This is a genomic window from Burkholderia seminalis DSM 23518 (genome assembly GCF_902832885.1).
Classification (GTDB): Bacteria; Pseudomonadota; Gammaproteobacteria; order Burkholderiales; family Burkholderiaceae; genus Burkholderia; species Burkholderia seminalis.
The window spans coordinates 48,253-71,190 of sequence record NZ_CADFDK010000011.1 but is presented as its reverse complement, the minus strand read 5'-3'; the positions used below and the strand labels follow the sequence as shown (position 1 = coordinate 71,190).

General features: G+C 67.8%; 17 protein-coding genes and 1 pseudogene. 1 reads left to right on the top strand and 17 read right to left on the bottom strand.

Going from position 1 to position 22,938, the window contains the following annotated elements; genetic code table 11:
- Positions 1-96 precede the first annotated feature (96 nt).
- From thpR to HWX00_RS27395, 5 genes are all read right to left on the bottom strand, one after another.
- Complete coding sequence (thpR, locus tag HWX00_RS27415) at positions 97-663, bottom strand: RNA 2',3'-cyclic phosphodiesterase (RefSeq protein ID WP_175027119.1); 567 nt, start codon at positions 661-663, stop codon at positions 97-99.
- On the bottom strand, positions 660-2,153 hold the full coding sequence (locus HWX00_RS27410; RefSeq protein ID WP_175027118.1) for an alanine/glycine:cation symporter family protein: 1,494 nt from the start codon (positions 2,151-2,153) through the stop codon (positions 660-662). The genes thpR and HWX00_RS27410 overlap by 4 nt, the downstream gene beginning before the upstream one ends.
- A 306-nt stretch (positions 2,154-2,459) precedes the next feature.
- On the bottom strand, positions 2,460-3,926 hold the full coding sequence (locus HWX00_RS27405) for a glutamate synthase subunit beta (RefSeq protein ID WP_034189833.1): 1,467 nt from the start codon (positions 3,924-3,926) through the stop codon (positions 2,460-2,462).
- Between the two features lie 85 nt (positions 3,927-4,011).
- On the bottom strand, positions 4,012-8,715 hold the full coding sequence (locus tag HWX00_RS27400; RefSeq protein WP_034189834.1) for a glutamate synthase-related protein: 4,704 nt from the start codon (positions 8,713-8,715) through the stop codon (positions 4,012-4,014).
- Between the two features lie 288 nt (positions 8,716-9,003).
- Entirely contained in the window at positions 9,004-9,717 is a 714-nt protein-coding gene (locus HWX00_RS27395; protein ID WP_034189835.1) for a transposase, read from the bottom strand.
- 193 nt (positions 9,718-9,910) lie between these two features.
- On the opposite strand from HWX00_RS27395, the gene HWX00_RS27390 reads away from it, so the two are divergent.
- The gene (locus tag HWX00_RS27390) at positions 9,911-10,642 is read left to right on the top strand and encodes an OmpW/AlkL family protein (protein ID WP_034189836.1); all 732 of its coding nucleotides are present in this window, start codon (positions 9,911-9,913) and stop codon (positions 10,640-10,642) included.
- A 170-nt stretch (positions 10,643-10,812) separates the two neighbouring features.
- Here the strand turns inward: HWX00_RS27390 and ugpQ are convergent, their stop codons facing one another.
- The 12 genes and pseudogenes from ugpQ to HWX00_RS27330 all read right to left on the bottom strand — a co-directional run bounded on the left by ugpQ (position 10,813) and on the right by HWX00_RS27330 (position 22,901).
- On the bottom strand, positions 10,813-11,583 hold the full coding sequence (gene ugpQ / locus HWX00_RS27385) for a glycerophosphodiester phosphodiesterase (RefSeq protein WP_069706021.1): 771 nt from the start codon (positions 11,581-11,583) through the stop codon (positions 10,813-10,815).
- A 28-nt stretch (positions 11,584-11,611) separates the two neighbouring features.
- Positions 11,612-12,697: a sn-glycerol-3-phosphate import ATP-binding protein UgpC gene (locus tag HWX00_RS27380; RefSeq protein WP_175027117.1), complete on the bottom strand. Its 1,086-nt coding sequence runs from the start codon at positions 12,695-12,697 to the stop codon at positions 11,612-11,614.
- A gap of 32 nt (positions 12,698-12,729) precedes the next feature.
- On the bottom strand, positions 12,730-13,575 hold the full coding sequence (gene ugpE, locus HWX00_RS27375) for a sn-glycerol-3-phosphate ABC transporter permease UgpE (RefSeq protein ID WP_034189839.1): 846 nt from the start codon (positions 13,573-13,575) through the stop codon (positions 12,730-12,732).
- A complete protein-coding gene (gene ugpA, locus HWX00_RS27370) occupies positions 13,572-14,456 on the bottom strand; it encodes a sn-glycerol-3-phosphate ABC transporter permease UgpA (protein ID WP_034189840.1) in 885 nt (294 codons plus the stop codon). The genes ugpE and ugpA overlap by 4 nt, the downstream gene beginning before the upstream one ends.
- 96 nt (positions 14,457-14,552) lie before the next feature.
- Complete coding sequence (gene ugpB / locus HWX00_RS27365) at positions 14,553-15,887, bottom strand: sn-glycerol-3-phosphate ABC transporter substrate-binding protein UgpB (RefSeq protein ID WP_034189841.1); 1,335 nt, start codon at positions 15,885-15,887, stop codon at positions 14,553-14,555.
- A gap of 90 nt (positions 15,888-15,977) precedes the next feature.
- Positions 15,978-17,186, bottom strand: coding sequence for a deoxyguanosinetriphosphate triphosphohydrolase (locus HWX00_RS27360; protein WP_034189842.1), 1,209 nt, complete (start codon positions 17,184-17,186; stop codon positions 15,978-15,980).
- A gap of 41 nt (positions 17,187-17,227) precedes the next feature.
- On the bottom strand, positions 17,228-18,307 hold the full coding sequence (gene aroB / locus HWX00_RS27355; protein ID WP_069706022.1) for a 3-dehydroquinate synthase: 1,080 nt from the start codon (positions 18,305-18,307) through the stop codon (positions 17,228-17,230).
- The gene (gene aroK / locus HWX00_RS27350) at positions 18,304-18,858 is read right to left on the bottom strand and encodes a shikimate kinase AroK (protein WP_034189844.1); all 555 of its coding nucleotides are present in this window, start codon (positions 18,856-18,858) and stop codon (positions 18,304-18,306) included. The genes aroB and aroK overlap by 4 nt, the downstream gene beginning before the upstream one ends.
- A gap of 40 nt (positions 18,859-18,898) precedes the next feature.
- Positions 18,899-20,531 (bottom strand): annotated as a pseudogene (locus tag HWX00_RS27345) (type IV pilus secretin PilQ).
- Positions 20,528-21,373, bottom strand: coding sequence for a hypothetical protein (locus HWX00_RS27340; protein WP_049031169.1), 846 nt, complete (start codon positions 21,371-21,373; stop codon positions 20,528-20,530). The pseudogene HWX00_RS27345 and the gene HWX00_RS27340 overlap by 4 nt, the downstream one beginning before the upstream one ends.
- Positions 21,370-21,981: a fimbrial protein gene (locus HWX00_RS27335; protein ID WP_175027116.1), complete on the bottom strand. Its 612-nt coding sequence runs from the start codon at positions 21,979-21,981 to the stop codon at positions 21,370-21,372. Before HWX00_RS27335 ends, HWX00_RS27340 begins: the two co-directional genes overlap by 4 nt.
- On the bottom strand, positions 21,978-22,901 hold the full coding sequence (locus HWX00_RS27330; RefSeq protein ID WP_034189848.1) for a type IV pilus biogenesis protein PilM: 924 nt from the start codon (positions 22,899-22,901) through the stop codon (positions 21,978-21,980). The genes HWX00_RS27335 and HWX00_RS27330 overlap by 4 nt, the downstream gene beginning before the upstream one ends.
- Positions 22,902-22,938: the final 37 nt, after the last annotated feature.

Here is a 22,938-nt window from a genome sequence, read left to right as displayed (position 1 = left end):
GGACGTCGGGCGGCGGCGTCGCCCCATCGGGTCCAGACGGTTTGTCCGGCAAGCTGTCGATGATGGCCGGCCTTCGCCCCGCATCGCGGAAACCGCTCAGCGCGCGGCGTGACCATCCGCGCACGCAACCGGCGCCGACGCGATCGGCCGATGCGACACGCCTTCATGCGACAGCCGGCTTTCGAACAGCGTCAGCGCGTCGACACGCAGCACGACCTGTCGCCCCGGCGCGCCGCCGTGCGCGGGCTGGCCGACCGCGTCATGCGGCAGCCGCGCGAGCGTCACGTGCGGGCGGAACGGCCGCCGGTCGGCCAGCACGCCGAGTTCGCGCAGCACCGCCGACAACCCGGCATTCAGCGCGACGCACGCGGGATCGGCCGCGAGTTCCGCGACGATCAGCCGCGCGCGCGGCAGGCTCGGCCACCACGCGATCCGCTCGACCGGCAGCGGCGGCAGCGCATGGGCCGCCGCGAGCGCGGGCAGGTGCGCGGCCAGCGCGTCGCACCGTTCGCGCTCGATCGCGCCGATGAATGCGAGCGTCACGTGCAGTTGCGCGGGCAGCGTGCGTCGCGCGCCACGGGTGACCGGCAACGCGTGCAGCGCGTCGCGCGACGCCGCATCGGGCATCAGCGCGACGAACGCACGGAGCCGGTCGCCGTTCATGACCCGCGTACCGCGCCGCGCGGCGCGCTGGCCGCGTCGGCCGACGCCGCCGGACGCTGCGGCAGCGGCCCGTGATCGCCCCACACGTCGGCCGGCAGCACGCGCGCGAGTTCGGGGATCGTGTTGCGCGTGAACACCGGATCGGCGATGCCCGCCGCGCGCTGGCGGCGATAGTCGGCCCACGCGGCGTGCGCGTACTTGCCGAGCGCGATGATGGCGATCAGGTTGATGATCGCCATCAGCCCCATGCTCGTATCGGCCATCGCCCAGACGAGCGGCAGTTGCCCGACGCTGCCGAACATCACCATCGCGAGCACCGCGACGCGGAACAGCGGCAGCACGCCGCGCCGCTTCGTGATGAATTCGACGTTGCCTTCCGCATACGCGTAGTTGCCGATCACCGACGAGAACGCGAGAAAGAAGATCGCGACGGCCATGTAGATGCCGCCCCAGTCGCCGACGTGGCTCGAGATCGCGCGCTGCGTGAGCGCCGCGCCTTCCATTCCGGTGCCGAGTTCGTACTGGCCCGACAGCAGGATCACGAACGCGGTCGCGCTGCAGATCACGATCGTGTCGACGAACACGCCGAGCATCTGGATCAGCCCCTGCGTGACCGGGTGCCGCGTGCTCGCGGTCGCGGCCGCGTTCGGCGCGCTGCCCATCCCCGCCTCGTTCGAGAACAGCCCGCGCTTCACGCCGATCGCGATCGCCTGGCTCACCGCATAGCCGGTCAGGCCGCCCGCTGCCTGCTCGAGGCCGAACGCGCTCTTCACGATCAGCACGATCACGTCCGGCACCAGCGCGATGTGCGTCGCGACCGCGTAGACCGCGAGCGCGAGGTAGCCGATCGCCATCAGCGGCACGATCACCTGCGCGACCGTCGCGATGCGGCGGATCCCCCCGAAGATGATCGGTGCGGACAGCAGCACGAGGCCGAGGCCGACCGTCTCGCGGCTCCAGCCGAACGACGTATGAAATGCGTCGGCGATCGCGTTGGCCTGCACCGCGTTGAACACGAAACCGAACGCGAGGATCAGCGACAGCGAGAACAGCACGCCGAAGCCGCGCGAACGCAGGCCCGTCTGGATGTAGTACGCGGGGCCGCCGCGGAAGCTGCCGTCCGGATGCGACACCTTGAAGATCTGCGCGAGCGTCGCCTCGACGAACGCGGACGACATCCCGACGAGCGCGGTCATCCACATCCAGAAGATCGCGCCCGGGCCGCCGACCGTCAGCGCGACCGCGACGCCGGCGATGTTGCCGGTGCCGACGCGGCTCGCGAGCCCCGTCGCGAACGCCTGGAACGACGAGATACTGCCCGGCTCGCCCTTGCTGCCGACCAGTTTCATGCTGAGGAGCAGCGCCTTCAGCTGGATCATCCGGAACCGCAGCGTGAACCACGCGCCGGCGCCGAGCAGCAGCGCGATCAGCACGTAATTCCACAACACGCCGTTGACGGCGTCGATCAGCGCTTGCAGGAGTGCTTCCATCCGGTTTCCTTGTAAATAGGGTCAGTCAGGTGCGTCGGCCGCGAACGCGGCCCGAGGGGCGACATGATATGACAGTTTTCAAGGAATATTACAAAACGAAAGGATTTGAGATATCGGGAAATCGCGCCTGGATGTCATCAGGTTAGGCGATGCTTCGCGAAAATGATGCGTACCGGCGGGCACGGCAACCCGATCGGACGGCGTCGCCGCGCACGCGAAACCGGCGCGCCCCGGCAGGCGCCAGCCATAAAAAAACCGGGCGCCCTTTCGGACGCCCGGCTTCCGTCGAAACCCGCGCGATCCAGCTCAGCGCGGCAGTTCCGAATGTCCCATCAGGTACGCATCGACCGAGCGTGCGCACTGGCGGCCTTCGCGGATCGCCCACACCACGAGCGACTGGCCGCGGCGCATGTCGCCCGCCGCGAACACCTTGTCGACCGACGTGTAGTACGAGCGATCGCCTTCGGTCGCCGCACGCGCATTGCCGCGCGCATCCTTCGCGACGCCGAACGCGTCGAGCACCGGCGCCGCCGGCTGCGTGAAGCCCATCGCGAGCAGCACGAGGTCGGCCTTCATCTCGAATTCGGAGCCCGGCACTTCCTGCATCTTGCCGTCCTTCCACTCGACGCGCACCGCGATCAGCTTCTCGACCTTGCCGTTCTTGCCTTCGAGACGCTTCGTCGCGACCGCCCAATCGCGCTCGCAACCTTCCTCGTGCGATGACGACGTGCGCAGCTTGATCGGCCAGTACGGCCACACGAGCGGCTTGTTTTCCTCTTCCGGCGGCTGCGGCAGCAGCTCGAACTGCGTGACCTGCTTCGCGCCGTGACGGTTCGACGTGCCGACGCAGTCCGAACCCGTATCGCCGCCGCCGATCACGATCACGTGCTTGCCCTTCGCGAGCAGCTGGTCGACGAGCTTGTCGCCGGCATTCACGCGGTTCTGCTGCGGCAGGAAGTCCATCGCGAAATGGACGCCCGCGAGCTCGCGGCCCGGCACCGGCAGGTCGCGCGGCGTTTCCGAACCGCCCGCGATCACGACCGCGTCGAATTCTTCCTTCAGCGTGTCCGGTGAAATCGTTTCCTTCGCGAGACTGCCGATCGACTCGGGCAGCGGATCCTTGCCGATGAACACGCTGGTGCGGAACGTCACGCCTTCCGCTTCCATCTGGCGCATGCGGCGGTCGATCAGCCACTTCTCGAGCTTGAAGTCGGGAATCCCGTAACGCAGCAGGCCGCCGACGCGGTCGTTCTTCTCGAACACCGTCACGTCGTGGCCCGCGCGCGCGAGCTGCTGCGCGGCGGCGAGGCCCGCGGGGCCCGAACCGACGACCGCGACCTTCTTGCCGGTCTTGTGCTCGGCCGGCTGCGGCTTCACCCAGCCTTCCGCCCAGGCCTTGTCGATGATCGCGTGCTCGATCGACTTGATGCCGACCGGGTCGTTGTTGATCCCGAGCGTGCACGCCGCCTCGCACGGCGCCGGGCAGATGCGGCCCGTGAATTCCGGGAAGTTGTTGGTCGAGTGCAGGACTTCGATCGCCTGCTGCCAGTCCTGGCGGTAAACGAGATCGTTGAAGTCCGGAATGATGTTGTTGACCGGGCAGCCGTTGTTGCAGAACGGGATGCCGCAATCCATGCAGCGCGCGCCCTGGACCTTCGCGTCCGCGTCGGTCAGTGCCGCGACGAATTCCTTGTAGTGCTTCACGCGCGTGAGCGGTGCTTCGTACGCCTCGTGGCGGCGTTCGAACTCCAGAAAACCGGTTGCCTTGCCCATAAGGTGCTCTTCTGTTCGGTGTATCGGGTGGGGGAGCCGCGCGCGGCAATCACGCGCGCGCGGCATTCGCTATGTCGTTCGTCGCTCAGGCGGCCAGCACTTCCTTCGCCGCCTTCTTCGCACCGATCTCGCCCAGCGCGCGCTTGTATTCGTGCGGGAACACCTTCACGAACTGGCGGCGCGCCGCGTCCCAGTTTTCCAGCAGCGACTTCGCGCGCGGCGAACCCGTGAACTGGAAATGACGCTCGACGAGCCCCTTGAGCAGCGCTTCGTCCGTCGTGCCTGCGTGCCAGAGCGCGCGATCGACCGTGCGCTCCTGCTCGGCCTGCTGCAGCACCGGCTCGAGCGCGACCATCGACTTGTTGCACTTCGCCGCGAACGTGCCGTCCGGATCGTAGATGTAAGCGAGGCCGCCCGACATGCCGGCCGCGAAGTTGCGCCCCGTCTCGCCGAGCACGACGACCGTACCGCCCGTCATGTATTCGCAGCCGTGGTCGCCCGTGCCTTCGACGACCGCCGTCGCGCCCGAGTTGCGCACGCAGAAGCGCTCGCCCGCGACGCCGCGGAAGAACGATTCGCCTTCGATCGCGCCGTACATCACCGTGTTGCCGCAGATGATGTTTTCCTCGGACTTGCCGCGGAAGTCGTTGGTCGGACGGATGATGATCCGGCCGCCCGACAGGCCCTTGCCGACGTAGTCGTTGCCGTCGCCTACGAGGTCGAGCGTCACGCCCTTCGCGAGGAACGCGCCGAAGCTCTGGCCGGCCGTGCCCTTCAGCTGGATGTGCACCGCGTCGTCGGCGAGGCCTTCGTGGCCGTGCTTCTTCGCGATCACGCCCGACAGCATCGCGCCGACCGTACGGTTCACGTTGCGCACCGGCTGGATGAACGACACATGCTCGCCGTTCTCGATCGCGGCCTTCGCCTTCTCGATCAGCACGTGGTCGAGCGCGCGCTCGAGGCCGTGATCCTGCACGTCGACGTGACGCGGCGCGACGTCCTCGCACTCTTCCGGCTGGTAGAACACGCGCGAGAAGTCGAGGCCCTTCGCCTTCCAGTGCTCGATGCCCTTGCGCGTATCGAGCAGGTCGGCGCGGCCGATCAGGTCGTCGAACTTCGCGACGCCGAGCTGCGCCATGATCTCGCGCACTTCCTCGGCGACGAAGAAGAAGTAGTTCACGACGTGCTCGGGCTGGCCCTTGAACTTCGCGCGCAGCACCGGATCCTGCGTCGCGACGCCGACCGGACACGTGTTCAGGTGGCACTTGCGCATCATGATGCAGCCCTCGACGACGAGCGGCGCCGTCGCGAAGCCGAATTCGTCCGCGCCGAGCAGCGCGCCGATCACGACGTCGCGACCCGTCTTCATCTGGCCGTCGGCCTGCACGCGGATCCGGCCGCGCAGGCGGTTCAGCACCAGCGTCTGCTGCGTTTCGGCCAGGCCCAGCTCCCACGGCGTGCCGGCGTGCTTGACCGACGACAGCGGCGATGCGCCCGTGCCGCCGTCATGGCCGGCGATCACGACGTGATCGGCCTTCGCCTTCGCCACGCCTGCCGCGACCGTGCCGACGCCCACTTCCGACACGAGCTTCACGGAGATGCTCGCGCTCGGGTTCACGTTCTTCAGGTCGTGGATCAGCTGCGCCAGATCCTCGATCGAGTAGATGTCGTGGTGCGGCGGCGGCGAGATCAGGCCGACGCCCGGCACCGAGTAACGCAGCTTGCCGATGTACTCGGACACCTTGTGGCCCGGCAGCTGGCCGCCTTCGCCCGGCTTCGCGCCCTGCGCCATCTTGATCTGGATCTGGTCGGCCGACGCGAGGTACTCGGCGGTGACGCCGAAGCGGCCCGACGCGACCTGCTTGATCTTCGAGCGCAGCGAATCGCCGTCCTTCAGCGGAATGTCGCTGACGATCTCGTCGCCGATCACCGACTTCAGCGTCTCGCCCGACTTGATCGGAATACCGCGCAGTTCGTTGCGATAGCGCTTCTCGTCCTCGCCGCCTTCGCCGGTGTTCGACTTGCCGCCGATCCGGTTCATCGCGATCGCGAGCGTCGCGTGCGCTTCGGTGCTGATCGAACCGAGCGACATCGCGCCCGTCGCGAAGCGCTTGACGATCTCCTTCGCCGGCTCGACGTCGTCGATCGGGATCGCCTTGGTCGGCTCGACCTTGAACTCGAACAGGCCGCGGAACGTCATGTGACGCTTGGTCTGGTCGTTGATCAGGTGCGCGTATTCCTTGTACGTCTGGTACGAGTTGCTACGCGTCGCGTGCTGCAGCTTCGCGATCGAATCCGGCGTCCACATGTGGTCTTCGCCGCGCACGCGGTATGCGTACTCGCCGCCCGCGTCGAGCATGTCGCGCAGGACCGGGCTGTCGCCGAACGCGTCGCGGTGCAGGCGGATCGCCTCTTCCGCGACTTCGAACAGGCCGATGCCGCCGACCTTCGACGCCGTGCCCTTGAAGTACTTCTCGACGAGGTCGCTCGACAGGCCGAGCGCTTCGAAGATCTGCGCGCCCGTGTACGACATGTACGTCGAGATGCCCATCTTCGACATCACCTTCTGCAGGCCCTTGCCGACCGCCTTCGTGAAGTTGTAGACGGCCTTCTCCGGCGACAGGTCGCCCGGCAGGCCCTCGGCCATCTTCGCGAGCGTTTCCATCGCGAGGTACGGGTGCACGGCTTCCGCGCCGTAGCCCGCGAGCAGCGCGAAGTGGTGCGTTTCACGCGCGGAGCCCGTCTCGACGACGAGGCCCGTGCTCGTGCGCAGCCCTTGCTGGACGAGGTGCGTGTGGATCGCCGACGTGGCGAGCAGCGCCGGGATCGCGACATGCTCGGCGTCGGTCTTGCGGTCCGACACGATCAGCATGTTGTAGCCCGACTTCACCGCGTCGACGGCTTCCGCGCACAGCGACGCGAGACGCGCCTCGATGCCTTCCTTGCCCCATGCGACCGGGTAGCAGATGTTCAGTTCGTACGCGCTGAACTTGCCGCCCGTGTACTGGTCGATCGCGCGGATCTTCGCGATGTCCTTGAAGTCGAGCACCGGCTGCGACACTTCGAGACGCATCGGCGGGTTGATGTTGTTCGTGTCGAGCAGGTTCGGCTTCGGGCCGATGAACGACACGAGCGACATGACCATGTTTTCACGGATCGGGTCGATCGGCGGGTTCGTGACCTGCGCGAACAGCTGCTTGAAGTAGTGATAGAGCGTCTTGTTCTTGTTCGACATCACCGCGAGCGGCGAGTCGTTGCCCATCGAACCGACGGCTTCCTCGCCCTGCTGCGCCATCGGCGCCATCAGGAACTTCAGGTCTTCCTGCGTATAGCCGAACGCCTGCTGGCGGTCGAGCAGCGCGGCGCCCTGCGTACGGCCGGCCGCGACTTCCTCGGCCTTCGGCTCGATCTCGTCGAGCTTGATGCGCACGGCGTCGATCCAGCTCTTGTACGGCTTCGCGTTCGCGAGGTTGTCCTTCAGCTCCTTGTCGTCGATGATGCGGCCGTGCTCCATGTCGATCAGGAACATCTTGCCCGGCTGCAGGCGCCACTTCTTGACGATCTTCGATTCGGGGATCGGCAGCGTGCCGGCTTCCGACGCCATGATCACGAGATCGTCGTCGGTCACGATGTAGCGCGCCGGACGCAGGCCGTTACGGTCAAGCGTCGCGCCGATCTGGCGGCCGTCGGTGAACGCGATCGCGGCCGGGCCGTCCCACGGCTCCATCATCGCGGCGTGGTATTCGTAGAACGCGCGGCGGTTCTCGTCCATCAGCGTGTGCTGCTCCCACGCTTCCGGAATCATCATCATCACCGCGTGCACGAGCGGATAACCGGCCATCACCAGCAGTTCGAGACAGTTGTCGAACGATGCGGTATCGGACTGGCCCGGGTAGATCAGCGGCCACAGCTTCGGCAGGTCGTCGGCGAGCACGTGCGACGCGATCGCGCCGGTACGCGCGTTCAGCCAGTTCACGTTGCCCTTCACGGTGTTGATCTCGCCGTTGTGCGCGATCATCCGGTACGGGTGAGCGAGTTCCCATGCCGGGAACGTGTTGGTCGAGAAGCGCTGGTGCACGAGCGCGAGCGCCGACACGACGCGCGCGTCCTGCAGGTCGCGGTAGTACACGCCGACCTGGCCGGCCAGCAGCAGGCCCTTGTAGACGATCGTGCGCGCCGACATCGACGGCACGAAGTATTCCTTGCCGTGCTTGAGCTTCAGCGCCTGGATGCGGTGGCTCGCGGTCTTGCGGATCACGTACAGCTTCCGCTCGAGCGCGTCCGTCACCATGATGTCCTTGCCGCGGCCGATGAAGATCTGGCGAATCAGCGGCTCGCTCGCCTTCACGGTCGGCGAAATCGGCATCGCATGGTCGACCGGCACGTCGCGCCAGCCGAGCACGACCTGGCCTTCCGCCTTCACCGTCCGCTCGAGCTCCTGCTCGCACGCGAGACGCGACGCGTTCTCCTTCGGCAGGAAGATCATCCCGACCCCATATTCTCCGGCCGGCGGCAGGTCCACGCCCTGCTTGGCCATCTCCTCGCGATAGAACGCGTCCGGAATCTGGATCAGGATGCCCGCGCCGTCGCCCATCAGCGGATCGGCACCGACCGCGCCGCGGTGGTCGAGGTTCTCGAGGATCTTCAGGCCCTGCTGGATGATCTCGTGGCTCTTCTTGCCCTTGATGTGAGCGACGAAGCCGACGCCGCAGGCGTCGTGTTCGTTTTGCGGGTCGTACAGACCTTGTGCGGCGGGCACCGCGGCGAGCGGCTGCTGGTGGTCGTTCATGGGGACACCGTCGTAAAGGGGGCCTGGAGGCCGTTGAACCGTTTTCTTGTTGCCGCCGATCCCGCTCCCGACGGGAGACGGCGCGGCCGACAGTGGTTGGGCAGGCTTCGCCCGGGCCACCGGAATTCGGAATATACGCGACGAATCAAGGAAATAGCAACAAAAACCGCTTGATCGAACCCCAATTAATCAGACGCATCGATCTGGTGCTGTTTTATTGGGGACGTATCGTTTTGGTGCAAAAAGAAGCGGCGCCCGCAGCGCCGCTTCCGGCCCGCCTTTCCGGCATTACTGCTGGATCGGCGGCGTGTTCTCACGCACCTTTCTGGGGCGTCCGCGCGGCAACGGCGACACGCGCCGGTTCGCGGTACGCGCCGCCCACTCGCGGTAATGCTCGCCGCCGAGCACCCAGCCCTTGAGCGTCGCCTGCTGCAGCTGGTCGGCCTGCCGCTCGTCGAGCGGCTGCTCGCACAGCTCCTTGTACGCGCGCTGACGGTCGAACGGCGTATTGCCGAGCGCCCAGTACAGCGGATGGTCGGTGATCAGGCTGTCGACGGTGAGCCCGACGTGATGCCGGTAGCTCGACCAGCGATAGGCCTCGGGCGTCGCGACGAGTTGCGACCGCACCGGGCTCATCTCGACCACGCGGCTCGCGAGCAGGAAATAGCGCTCGCCTTCGATCACGGTCGCGCGGTAGCGGCCTTCCCACAGCGTGCCGCGCCGCGAGTAGCGCCGGTTGAAATGCGCGACGTAGCGGCGGCCGACGGCCTGCATCGCTTTCGGCAGGCTCGCCTCGTCGCTCGGCGTCACGAGGAGTTGCACCTGGCGCGGCAGCAGCACGTAGGCGTGCACCGACAGGTGATGATCGCGCGCGGCGGCCTTCAGGCAATCGATGAAGAGTTCGTAGTCCTGGTCGTCGACGAACGCGGGTTGCTGATCCAGGCCGCGCAGTATCACGTGCTGCGGCTGGTCGGGAACGTAGAGTCGTGCTAACCGTGCCATGCTGAATGTCCGTTTGAACGCGTTAGGAAATACCCGAAGGTCCGAAAGTGCGCACCTGCGTAGAATGCCTGTCCCTGCGGCGCGCGTAAGCGTACGGTCGTACTAATCCTAGGGTGAAAACTCTAACTTACGAGCTTGTTTGGTTTTAAACGCAGTCGTCATAATGAGCACGCCTTACATCGGAGGAGACACAATGAAACGAAAACTGGCCATTACGGGGGCCGCAGCGCTCGCATTCACGTTTGCGGGCGGTACGGCACAAGCACAATCCGCAGGTGATTTCTACGTCAGCACCGGCTGGCTGCACCTGTCGCCGCAGGACAGCAGCGATCCGCTGTTCCTGTATCGCGTCGGCGGCACGCCCATCAACCAATCGATTCCCAACACGGGCGCCGGCATCAACGACGCCGATACGCTTGGGCTCGCAGCGGGCTACTTCGTCACCGACCACATCTCCACCGAGCTCGTCATGGGGATACCGCCGAAGTTCGACATCACCGGCAAGGGTCAGTTCGATAAGTTCGGCGTACTCGGCCGTGCGTACCAGTGGAGCCCCGCCGTGTTGCTTCGCTACCACTTCAACGACGCCAACGCGAAGTTCCGTCCGTATGTCGGCGTCGGCGCGACGTATGTCTGGTTCACCGGCGCAAAGATCACGAACAGCAGCTTCGAGAACGGCGTGCTCGGCGGCCCGACCAGCGCGACGACCAGCAACCAGTGGGCGCCCGTATTCAACGCCGGCTTCACGTACAACTTCACGAAACACTGGTTCGGGGGCCTGTCGATCTCGTACATCCCGGTCAGCGTGACCGCGACCTTCACGACGGCCCGCCGGACGCCGGTCGGCACCCTGACCGAAACGTCGAAAGCGAAGATCTCGCTCAACCCGATCGTCACGTACCTGAACGTCGGCTACCGTTTCTAAGCGTAGTCGAATATTTGGGGAATGGTTAATCCTGCTGCAATTTGTAGCGGATTTTTCCTGACGTAACGTCTCCACGATGCACAACGCCCCGGCGGAAATCCCGCCGGGGCGTTGTTTTTTCGCGTCAGGCACGTTCCCGCTCGAGCCGCGCCGTGGCGTTGCCGTGATCGTCAGACGACGGCGATGTCGTCCAGCGCATCGGGGGCGATCAGGTCGATCCGGTCCGTGCAGACCGCGTCGACGCCCCAGCGCGCGAGTTCGCGCGCCCGTTCGAGATCGTTCACCGTGTAAACCAGGATGCGCAGACCGGCCGCCTTGATCGCGCGCACGAGCGGTTCGTCGAGCCGTTTGTGGTCTGCGTGCAACGATACGCAGCCGAGCGCGCCGACGACCTGCGCGTGCCAGTCGTCCGGCACGGCTTCGTAGAGCATCCCGCGCGGCAGCGCCGGCTCGGTCGCGCGTGCCTGCTGCAGCGCATCGAACGAGAACGACGACAGCAGCGGCGGCACCGCGGCGTCGCGCCAGTACGCAGCCGCGTCGGCCGCCACGCGTTGCCCGGTCTCGCGCTCGCGCCCCGGGCACGGCTTGATCTCGACGTTCGCGGCGAGCCCGTGCGCGATGCAGCGCGCCGCCGCCGCCTCGAGCGTCGGCATCCGTTCGCCCGCGAAGCGCGCGTCGCGCCACGCGCCCGCGTCGAGCGCGGCGAGCGCCGCATAACGCATGCCCGCCGCCGGCCCGTGGCCGTTCGACGTCCGGTCGACCGTGTCGTCGTGCAGCAGGAACGTCACGTCGTCGGCCGACAGCTTCGCGTCGAACTCGACCATCCGGTGCCCGCGACGCGCCCCCTCGTCGAGCGCGGCAAGCGTGTTCTCCGGCGCGAGCGTGCCGCCGCCGCGATGGGCGACGACGCGCGGATAGGGCCAGTCGGTGCGGAGGGTCATCGTCGGTCTCTCGGCAAGTGCAGCAGGTTCAACCGGCACGCTTGCCGGTTTCGGGATCGAAGAAATGCAGCCGGTGCGCGGGCAGCGCGGCCGCGAGCGCCGTGCCGCGTGCGGGACGGTCCGCATGCGGCAGGCGCACCGCGATGTCGTGGTTGCCCCAGCGGCCGTGCGCGAGGTTGTCCGCGCCCAGCAGCTCGCACGAGTCGACCGGCAGCGTCGCCTGCGCGACGCCCGGCTGCGGCGTCATGTGCTCGGGACGCACGCCGAGCACCCAGTCGCGCCCGGTGGCGATCTCCGCGCCGATGCCTGGCGCACCGGCGACCGGCAGCGCGGGGCCGCCGCCCGCGACCGTGAAGGTCGCGCCGTCATCCGACAGCCGGCCGTGCATCAGGTTCATCGCCGGCGAGCCGATGAAGCCCGCGACGAACACCGTCGCCGGCTTCTCGTACACGTCGACCGGCGCGCCGATCTGTTCCGCGTAGCCGCGGTTCATCACGATCACGCGCTGCGCGAGCGTCATCGCCTCGATCTGGTCGTGCGTCACGTAGACGCTCGTCGTCGCCAGCCGCGCATGCAGCCGCTGGATCTCGAGCCGCATCTGCACGCGCAGCTTCGCGTCGAGGTTGGGCAACGGCTCGTCGAACAGGAACACCGACGGCTCGCGCACGATCGCGCGCCCCATCGCGACACGCTGCCGCTGGCCGCCCGACAGTTCGCGCGGCCGCCGTGCCAGCAGCGGCTCGAGCTCGAGGATCTTCGCGGCCGCGGCCACCCGCGAATCGATCGTCGCGCGCTCGATTCCACGGATCTTCAGCCCGTAGCCCATGTTCTGCGCGACCGTCATGTGCGGATACAGCGCATAGTTCTGGAACACCATCGCGATGTCGCGATCCTTCGGCTCCAGCGTGTTGACGACGCGCTCGCCGATCGCGATCTCGCCGTCCGTCACGGACTCGAGCCCCGCGATCATCCGCAGCAACGTCGACTTGCCGCAGCCCGACGGGCCGACCAGCACGATGAATTCGCCGTCCGCGATCTCCACGTCGATGCCGTGCAGCACATGCTGCTTGCCGTCGTAGGATTTCCTGACGCCCTTCAAGCTCAGCGCAGCCATACCTGGTCCTTCTCCCGGTTACCGTCCATGGTTCATTTCTCGGAATCGACGAGGCCGCGCACGAACCAGCGCTGCATCGCCAGCACGACGACGAGCGGCGGGATCATCGCCAGCAGCGTCGCCGCCATCACGTATTGCCATTCGGTCGCGGCGTCGCCGCTCGCGATCATCGTCTTGATGCCCACCACCGCCGTCGACAGCGACGCTTCCGTCGTGATCAGGATCGGCCAAAGATACTGGTTCCAGCCGTAGATGAACGTGATCACGAACAGCGCCGCGATGCTCGTCTTCGACAGCGGCAGCACCACGTCCCAGAAGAAGCGCAGCGCCCCGGCGCCGTCGATGCGCGCGGCGTCCATCAGCTCGTCGGGCAGCGTCATGAAGAACTGGCGGAACAGGAACGTAGCGGTCGCCGATGCGATCAGCGGCATCGTGAGCCCGGCGTACGTGTTCGTCAGGTGCAGCGTCGACACGACCTGCACGGTCGGGAAGATCCGCACTTCCACCGGCAGCATCAGCGTGACGAAAATCAGCCAGAACGCCGTGTTGCGGAACGGGAAGCGGAAATAGACGATCGCGTACGCGGACAGGATCGACACCGCGATCTTGCCGACCGCGATGCCGAGCGCCATCGCGAAGCTGTTCACGAGCAGGCGGCCGAACGGCGCCGTCGTGCCGCCGCTGCCGTGCCCCCAGATGTACGCGATGTTCTCGAACAGGTGCGTGCTCGGCACGAGCGACAGCGGCACCGTGAACACTTCCTGCGCGTTCATCGTCGCCGCGCAGAACGCGACGTAGACGGGGAACACGATCAGCACGACGCCCGCGATCAGCACCGCGTGGCAGAACAGGTCGAAGCCCTTGCGATTTTCGATCATGCGTATTGCACCCTGCGTTCGACGAAGCGGAACTGGATCACCGTGAGCCCGACGACGATGATCATCAACACGACCGACTGCGCGCCCGAGCTGCCGATGTCGAGCCCCTGGAAGCCCTCCGTGAAGATCTTGTAGATCAGCGTCTTGGTGCTTTGCGCCGGGCCGCCGCCGGTGGCCGCGTCGATCACCGGGAACGTGTCGAAGAACGCGTAGACGAGGTTCACGACCAGCAGGAAGAAACTCGTCGGCGACAGCAGCGGCAGCACGATGTTGAAGAAGCGCCGCACCGGCCCGGCCCCGTCGATCGCCGCCGCCTCGATCAGCGAGCGCGGGATCGCCTGCAGGCCCGCGTAAAAGAACAGGAAGTTGTAGCTCACCTGCTTCCATACCGATGCCAGCACGACCAGGAACATCGCCTGGCCGCCGTTCAGCGCGTGATTCCACACGATGCCGCTCTTCGCGAGCGCGTAGGTGATCAGGCCGATGCTCGGGTTGAACAGGAACGCCCACAGCACGGCCGCGATCGTCGGCGCGACCGCGTACGGCCAGATCAGCAGCGTGCGGTACGCGCGCGCGCCGCGGATCACGCGATCGGCGCAGGCGGCGAGCAGCAGCGACACGACGAGCCCGCTCACCGTGACGAGCGAGCTGAACACGAGCGTCGTGCGGAACGAATCGAGATACAGCGGATCGGCGAACAGGTGCGCGAAGTTCGCGAAGCCGACGAATTCGCTCGACGTGCCGAACGCGTCCTGCGTCTGCGTCGACTGCCACAGCGCGACGCCCGCCGGCCACAGGAAGAACACGGCGGTGATCGCGAGCTGCGGCGCGATCAGCAGGTACGGCAACAGGCTCGTACCGAAACGGGAACGGGATTGCATCGCGGATATCCGGTCAGGCGAAACGGAAAGGAAACCGTGCCGCCGGACGGCACGCGCTCATGCGCGGGGCCGCCGGCGGCACGACGCGATGCGTGCTCAGCCGCCCGACTTCTCGAAGCGGCGCAGCAGCTCGTCGCCACGCGAGGCGGCCGAATCGAGCGCGTCCTTCGGCGACTTCTTCTGCGCCCAGACCTGTTCGAACTCCTCGTCGACCACCGTGCGGATCTGCGGCATGTTGCCCAGGCGCAGCCCCTTCGTGTACGGCAGCGGCGGCTTGTTCAGCATCTGCTTGATCGCGGTTTCGGCGCTCGGGTTCTTCGCGTAGAAGCCCTGTTCGCGCGTCAGGTCGTAGGCCGCCTTGGTGACGGGCAGGTAGCCCGTGTCCTGATGCCACTTCGCGGCGACCGCCGGCGAAGCGAGGTACGCGAGGAATTTCGCGACGCCCTTGTAGGTCGCCGGATCCTTGCCGGCCAGCACCCACAGGCTCGCGCCGCCGATGATCGCGTTCTGCGGTGCACCCTTCACGTTCGCGTCGTACGGCATCATGCCGGTGCCGTAGCTGAACTTCGCGAACTTCTGCACGTTCGCGAGCGCGCCCGACGACGTCGTCATGATCCCGCAATCGCCGCTGTAGAACTTCGCCGACGCTTCATCCTTGCGGCCCGCGTACGTGAACGTGCCGTCCTTCGCCATCTGCTGCAGGAACGCGACGTGCGCGATCTGCTGCGGCTTGTTGAATTCGAGCACCGCGTCGGTACCGTCGAAGCCGTTGTTGCGGCTCGCGAACGGCAGCCCGTGCCACGCGCTGTAGTTCTCGAGCTGGATCCAGCCCTGCCAGCCGGTCGTGAAGCCGCACGCCATCCCCGACTTGCGCAGCTTCTCGGCATCGGCCTGCACGTCGGCCCACGTCTTCGGCGGCTGGTTCGGATCGAGGCCGGCCTTCTTGAACGCGTCCTTGTTGTAGTAAAGCACCGGCGTCGAGCTGTTGAACGGCATCGATACGAGATGGCCCGTCTTCGCGTCGCTGTAATAGCTCGCGATGGTCGGCACGAACGCCTTTTCGTCGAGCGGCACGCCGGCCTGCTTGAACACGTCGTAGACCGGCACGACGGCCTTCTTCGCCTGCATCATCGTGGCCGTGCCGACTTCGTAGACCTGGAGGATCGCCGGCGCATTGCCGCTGCGATACGCGGCGATGCCGGCCGCGAGCGCCTGGTCGTAGGTGCCCTTGAAGACCGGCACGATCTTGTAGTCGCTTTGCGACGCATTGAACTGGTCGGCGATCGCATTGACCCGCTCGCCGAGCGCGGCCTCCATCGCATGCCAGAACTGAATTTCCGTCGCGGCGAGCGCCACGTGCTGCACCCCGAACATCAGCGCGCCGCCGAGCGCGATCGAACGAACCAGTGTCCCCGCAGGCTTCTTCTTCATCGACCTCTCTCCTATGAAAACGTTACCAACAGCGTGTGCAACATTCCCGTCGCCATTGAACCGGCGAAGTCTAGTGATCGTTTGTGACAGTCAGTTGTCGTTGATGACGAACAGGCGCTGATATTCCTTCAGCGCGAAGCGGTCGGTCATGCCGGCGATGTAGTGCGCAACGAGGCGGGGCTGATGTGCCGCGTCGTCGGACTGGTACGGCGGCGGCAGCAGGCGCGGATCGTCGATGAATGCGTCGAACAGCCCCGTGACGACGCGCTGCGCCTTGCTCGCCATGCGCATCACCTTGTAGTGGCGGTACAGGTTCTTGAAGAGGAAGCGCTTGAGCGCGGCTGCCTGAGCGGCGACCGTCGCGCTGTGCGACACGAGCGGCGGCGCGGCGCGCACGTCGTCGAGCGACGCGGGCGCGACGCGCACGAGGTTGCGCGTCGTTTCGTCGATCAAGTCGACGATCAGCGTGTTGATGATGCGGCGCACCGTCTCGTGCACGAGCCGGCGGCCTTCGAGGTGCGGGAATTCGGCGAGCGCCGCCTCGTAGTGACGCTGCCAAAGCTCGACTTCCGCAAGCTGCTCGATCGTGATCAGGCCGGAACGCAGGCCGTCGTCGACGTCGTGGTTGTTGTATGCGATTTCGTCGGCGATGTTCGCGAGCTGCGCTTCGAGCGACGGCTGGCGGCCGTGCAGGAAACGTTCGCCGAGCGCGCCGAGCTTGCGCGCATGCTCGCGCGAGCAATGCTTCAGGATACCTTCGCGCGTCTCGAAGCACAGGTTCAGCCCGTTGAATGCGCCGTAGTGCTCCTCCAGCTCGTCGACGACCGCGAGGCTCTGCAGGTTGTGCTCGAAGCCGCCGTGGTCGCGCATGCATGCATTCAGCGCGTCCTGGCCGGCATGGCCGAACGGCGTGTGGCCGAGATCGTGCGCGAGCGAGATCGCTTCGACGAGATCCTCGTTCAGGCGCAGGTTGCGGGCAACCGAGCGGGCGATCTGCGCGACTTCGAGGCTGTGCGTGAGGCGGGTGCGGAACAGGTCGCCTTCGTGATTCACGAAGACCTGCGTCTTGTATTCGAGCCGGCGGAACGCGGTCGAATGGACGATGCGGTCGCGATCGCGCTGGAATTCGGTGCGCGCCGCCGGCGGGGTTTCCGGATGGCGGCGGCCGCGCGATTGCGACGCGTGCGCGGCATACGGAGCGAGATGGGCTTCCAGCGCCGCCAGCGTCGGCGGCTCGGCCACCGGCGCAGCGGATGCGCGGCCGGCTTCGGGCAAGGTGCTGCTGGATGTCTCGCTCACGTCTCCTCCATGTCAGGGGCGCCGGGGCATCCGGGCCACCGTTATCGGGTCGTCTGCGCCAGTGTAGCGAACACGGCTTCGTCTGGCGCTTCCGTGATCAGCGTATCGCCGAATCGCTTCAGCAGGATGAACTTGATCGCGCCGGCCTCCGCCTTCTTGTCGACGCGCATCAGGTCCATGTAGCGCGCGTCGCCGAGGGCGGGCCCGCGCGTCGGCAGATGCGCGGCCGCGATCACCGCGTCGAGGCGCTGCCGCGACGCTTCGTCGAGCAGGCCGAGCCGTGCCGACAGGTCGCCGGCCATCACCATCCCGCAGCCGACCGCCTCGCCGTGCAGCCACTCGCCGTAGCCGAGCCCGGCCTCGATCGCATGGCCGAACGTGTGGCCGAAATTCAGGATCGCGCGCAGACCGCCTTCGCGCTCGTCGGCCGCGACCACGCTCGCCTTGATCTCGCACGAACGCTTCACGGCATGCGCGAGCGCAGCCGGCTCGCGACGGTTCAGCGCGTCGACGTTCGCCTCGATCCAGTCGAAGAACGCCGCGTCGGCGATCGCGCCGGTCTTGATGATCTCGGCAACGCCGGCCGCCAGTTCGCGATCGGGCAGCGTCGTCAGCGCGCCGATGTCCGCGATCACGGCCTGCGGCTGGTAGAACGCGCCGATCATGTTCTTGCCGAGCGGGTGGTTGATGCCCGTCTTGCCGCCGACCGACGAATCGACCTGCGACAGCAATGTGGTCGGCACCTGGATGAACGGCACGCCGCGCATGTAGCACGCGGCGGCAAAGCCCGTCATGTCGCCGATCACGCCGCCGCCGAGCGCGACGAGCGTCGTCTTGCGATCGGCGCGATCCGTCAGCAGGCCGTCGAAGATCAGGTTCAGCGTTTCCCAGTTCTTGTACGCCTCGCCGTCCGGCAGCACAACCGTCGATACGCGCTTGCCGAGCGGCGCGAGCGCCGCGCGCAGCGCGTCGCCGTAGAGCGGATCGACCGTCGTGTTCGTGACGATCGTGACGGACGAACCCTTGATGTGAGGCGCGAACAGCTCGGTGCGGCCGATCAGGCCGGCACCAATGTGAATCGGATAGGCTCGGTCGCCCAGATCGACGTTGACAGTAATCATGCTTGTAGCGGCTTGGCGATGACGCCGGCCAGTTCGAGTTGCATCAGCACCATGTTGACGAGACCGTTGACCGACGGACGGCCGGTCTCGATGACGAAATCCGCGCATTCGCGGTACAGCGGGTCGCGTACTTCGTACAGCGCCTCGAGACGCCCCTTCGGATCGTCGGTCTGCAGCAGCGGGCGGTTCTTGTCCTTGCGCGTGCGCAGCCACAAATCGTGCGGATTGGCGCGCAGGTAGACGACGATGCCGTTGCTTTTGAGGCAGTCGCGATTTTCCGGGCGCAACACCGCGCCGCCGCCCGTCGCGAGCACGATGTTCTCGCGCTGGGTGAGATCGGCGATCACCTGCGTTTCGCGATCGCGAAACCCCGCCTCGCCCTCCAGCTCGAAGATCACCGGAATGCGCGCGCCCGTGCGGGCCTCGATTTCGTGGTCGGAGTCGAAGAACGTCCTGTCGAGACGACGCGCGACCGCACGGCCCACGGTGGTCTTACCCGCTCCCATAAGGCCGACGAAAAATACGTTTGCATGTGGGTCCCGCGCTTGCAACGGCTTCCTCTGCTTCAATCTTGCTGGTGTGTGGCGCAGCTTACTGGCAAAGCGGCTGCCTTGTCGAGCCTGCGCCGGCGCCTTCTGGCCCCGTTTTATCGGGATCCGCATCGCCCGCGTCGCGCCCATCGCAACGCGCATCGACGACGGTCGGCGTGATGAACACGACCAGTTCGTTGCGCTGGTCGCGCTGCGCGCGATGCCGGAAAAGCGCGCCCAGAAACGGTATTTTGCCCAAGAGCGGCACGCGCGTCACATCGTTCCGGTTCAGTTGTTCATAGATGCCGCCGATCGCGACCGTCCCGCCATTCTCGACCTCGACACGCGTCCGCACATGCTTCGTATGGATGGCCGGGCCGGCCGCCGTCGGCTCGCCGACGCTGTCCTTCGTCACATCGAGATCCAGCACCACGCGCCCGTCCGGCGTGATCTGCGGCTCGACCTCCAGCTTGAGCGTCGCACGGCGGAACTGCACGCCGCTCACGCCATTGCCCACCTTCGCCTGGTACGGCAGCTCCGAACCCTGCTCGACGATGGCCTTGACGCGGTCGGCCGTCACCACGCGCGGCCGCGAGACGATCTGGCCCCGCCCCTGCGCCTCCAGCGCGCTCAGCTCGACGTCGAGGACACGGCTGAGCGGCGCGGCGAACAGCGTGAAGCCGGCGGTCGCCGCGTCGAAGCCGCCGAGCGGCCGCGCGGCGAGGTCGAGCGCGTTGCGCGCGTCGGCCGTGAACGTGGCGCTCTCGCCCCCCCGACGGACGCCCCTGCGCCCGCAGCGCGACGCGTGCACCGAGGTTGCGCGAGAAGCCCTGCTCGCCCTCGACGATGCGGGCCTCGATCCGGACCTGCCGCGACGGCCGGTCGATCGCGTCGATCAGGCTCGCGATCTGCGCGAGGCGCGGCGCGAGATCGGTGACGAACAGCAGGTTCGTGCGCGGATCGGCCGCCGCGGCGCCGCGTTTCGACAGCAGGCGCTGGCCGGTCGCGCCGGCCAGCAGCCGCTGCACGTCCTGCGCGCGCGGGTAGTGCAGCGCGAACGTGCGGCTCGCGAGCGGCTCCAGATCGGCGGCCCGCGCATGCATTTCGAAGCGCTCGCGCTCCCGGGCGGCCAGCTCGGCCGCCGGCGTGACCCAGATCACGTTGCCGCGCCGGGACATCGCGAGCCCGTGCGTGTCGAGCAGCGTGTCGAATGCATCGCGCCAGCGCACATTGTTCAGACGTAACGTGACGGTGCCTCGCACCTGCTCGCCGACGACGATATTGAGCCCCGTGAACCGCGCGAATGCGTCGAACGCGGCCGCGAGCCCGGCGCCCTGCAGATTCAGCGAGATTCGTCGCGCGTCGTCCGCATCGTCGGGTTGCCGCGCAGCGGCGTCGCTCATTCGGGCCGGCGGCGCCAACGGAATCGGCGGCCCCTCCAGTTGCGGCGCCGGTGGAGCGGGCTCCGCCTGAAGCACCGCGCGAGCAGCCTGGCCGGACGGCGGCGGGCCGGCTTCCTCGGGAGCCGCGCTGTCCGCGCCGTCCACGCTCCCGTGCGGCAGCGGCAGACCCGGCGCCGGCGCCTCCACCGACGCGGCGGGCCAGACTGCCGGCAGCGGCGGCAACGACGCGCCCGCACCGGCCGCCGTCAATCCGGCCCAGACGGCGAGTACCCGACAGCCGTGCTTCATCATGGCCGCCCTCCGTCGTCCAGGACGACCCGGTGCGCGCCGTCCGCCGTCGCGAGCATCACCGCCGCGGGCTCGACGCGCACCACGCGCACTGCCCCCAGCGCTTCGCCGGGCGCCACGGCGGTGAACACGCCGTCTCCGTCGTCGAACAACGCGAGACCGGCACGCGCGTCGCGAATCGTGCCGGCGAGGCGGACCGCCCTCCCGTCGGCTTCCCCGCCGAACGGATCGGCGTCGAGCGCAGCGGCCTGAAGCGGCATCGTGCCGCGTGCGGACGATGCCGTCGGCAGCGCCGGATACACGTCGATAGACATGTCCACCCGTGTCGACTGCATGCCTCGCTCGACACGCAGCGCCGACGGCACCGCCAGCACCGGAAAGCGCGCCAGCCCGCCGACCATCGTCGACAGCGCGCGAAAGCCGCCGTCGGCAACGATACGCACGGCGCGCCGGCCATCCCGCGCCGCGCCGTCGGTGGGCTGCGGCTCGATCGATACGCCGTGCAGCCCGCTCGACGCGGCAAGATCGGCCAATTCCAGCATCAGCGCCGCCCATTCCGGCGCGCGGTCGCCATGCGCCGGCGGCAAACGGGTCTCGTGCCTTTGCTCCGCAGCCCCGAGTACGCGCTGCGCGTCGACCACACGCCCCTGCGCGGCGGCGAGCAACGCGCGACTCTGCGCGAGCCCGCTCCAGTCGGCCGTATTCGTCAGATGAATGCCGCCCGCCAGCACGGCCACGAACGTCAGCACGCAGCCGGCGGCATGCAGGGCCCCCGGCGAGACCCGCCGCATGCCGCCTGGCCACGCATCGCCACGCGGCGCAGGCCAATGCGTGATCGCCGTCATGCGCCGTCTCCCGTCGCGGTCCGCGACAGCATCGCGTCGTGCCAGCGCAATTGAACCGAAAACCGCAGCGGCAACCCGGCCAGTGGGACCGGCGCGCTGCTCGACACGGGTTTCAATGCATCCACGTCGATCCGCCAGTCGCGCTGCTCGCGCGCCATCCCGGCAAGCCATCGCGCGGCTGCCCGATAGCTCGTGGCACGCACCTCGAGCACGGCCCCGGCCGGCGTCGTGCGCAGCGTGTCGAGCCGGACGCCGTCGTCGCGCACCCGCGCCAGTGTCGCCAGCAGCCCCGCGGCGCGCTCGTACGGTGCGGCAAGCGCGGCGACCTGTGCATCGCGCCGCGCGATGACTGCCGCCGCATCGGCGGCGCGCGTCGCGGCATGCACCCGCGGCTGCAACTGCCGCAGCCGCGTCTCCACGCCTATGCGCGCGGCGTCCGCGCGCCACCGCATCCAGGTGGCCGCGCCCGTCCACAGTGCGGCGCCGAGCACGCCGAGCAGGATCGCCGCCCCGCACTGCACAGCCCGGCGACGCCGCAACGCGTGCGCCCGCCGCTCGCGGTACGGCAGCAGGTTGAAGCCGCCGAGTGCCGCCTGGTCGGCCATCATTCCCACACCCCGCGCAACGCCAGCCCGAATGCAACGGCGAATGCCGGGCCGCCCGGCATGCCGCCGGGCGCGCATGGCTGCCCGTCCCAGCCCGTGCAGTCGAACGGCACCACCGCCGAGCCAAGCACGTCGCCAATCTCCGCGACGGACGTATCGAAGCACGCGATGCTTCGCTCGTCCCCGGCGACGAACACACGGCGCACGGCGCCGAGCGCGCACCGGCGCAGCGCATCGGGAAGCGCCTCCGGAGGGAGGCCGGACAGCGTGAGCACCGGAACCGCCAGCGGCCCTTCGATTCGCCAGCCTCGCACCTCCGAGTCGCGGAACCAGAGCGCGGCGTACGAACCCTGCGCGTCGAGTTCGAACTGAGCGGCATAGCGCAACGCGCGCAGCATCGCGGCCGACTCGCCGTCGACCGCGGTCAGGTCGATACCGGCCTGGGCGGCCACGTCGATCCGCCGCTCCAGCAGCGCCAGCGGGGCCACGGCGACCGCGATTTCACCGGATCGCGCGCCGCCGTGCTGCCGCCAGTCGAACGCGAAACTGTCCGGCGCCAGCCCCGAGATGCGCTCGGCCGCCTGCCGCGCGGCGTCCGGGATGTCGTGACGCCCGGCCAGGTCGAGCGTCGCGGTACGTATCTCGTCATCGCGCAACGCCATCACGCCGCGCGTGTCACACCGCACGTCGGCCGCCGACAGCCGCGCGACGGCTGCCGCCAGCGCCCGCGCGACCGCGGCCCAGCGCGCGTCTTCCGGGCCGCCGCACAATCCGACAGGCTCCCGCTCGAGCCCCTCGACCCGCACGTCCGCGCCCCGGCCGCGCCGGCTCAGCACGACCACCCTCAGCTCGTCCGCGCCGATGTCGATCCCCGTCGACCGGTGCTTGCCCTGCGCCAACCGCGCTACCCATCGTCCCGCCATCCCAGCCTCCCGAAATCGTCGCGGCCCACGCCACGTT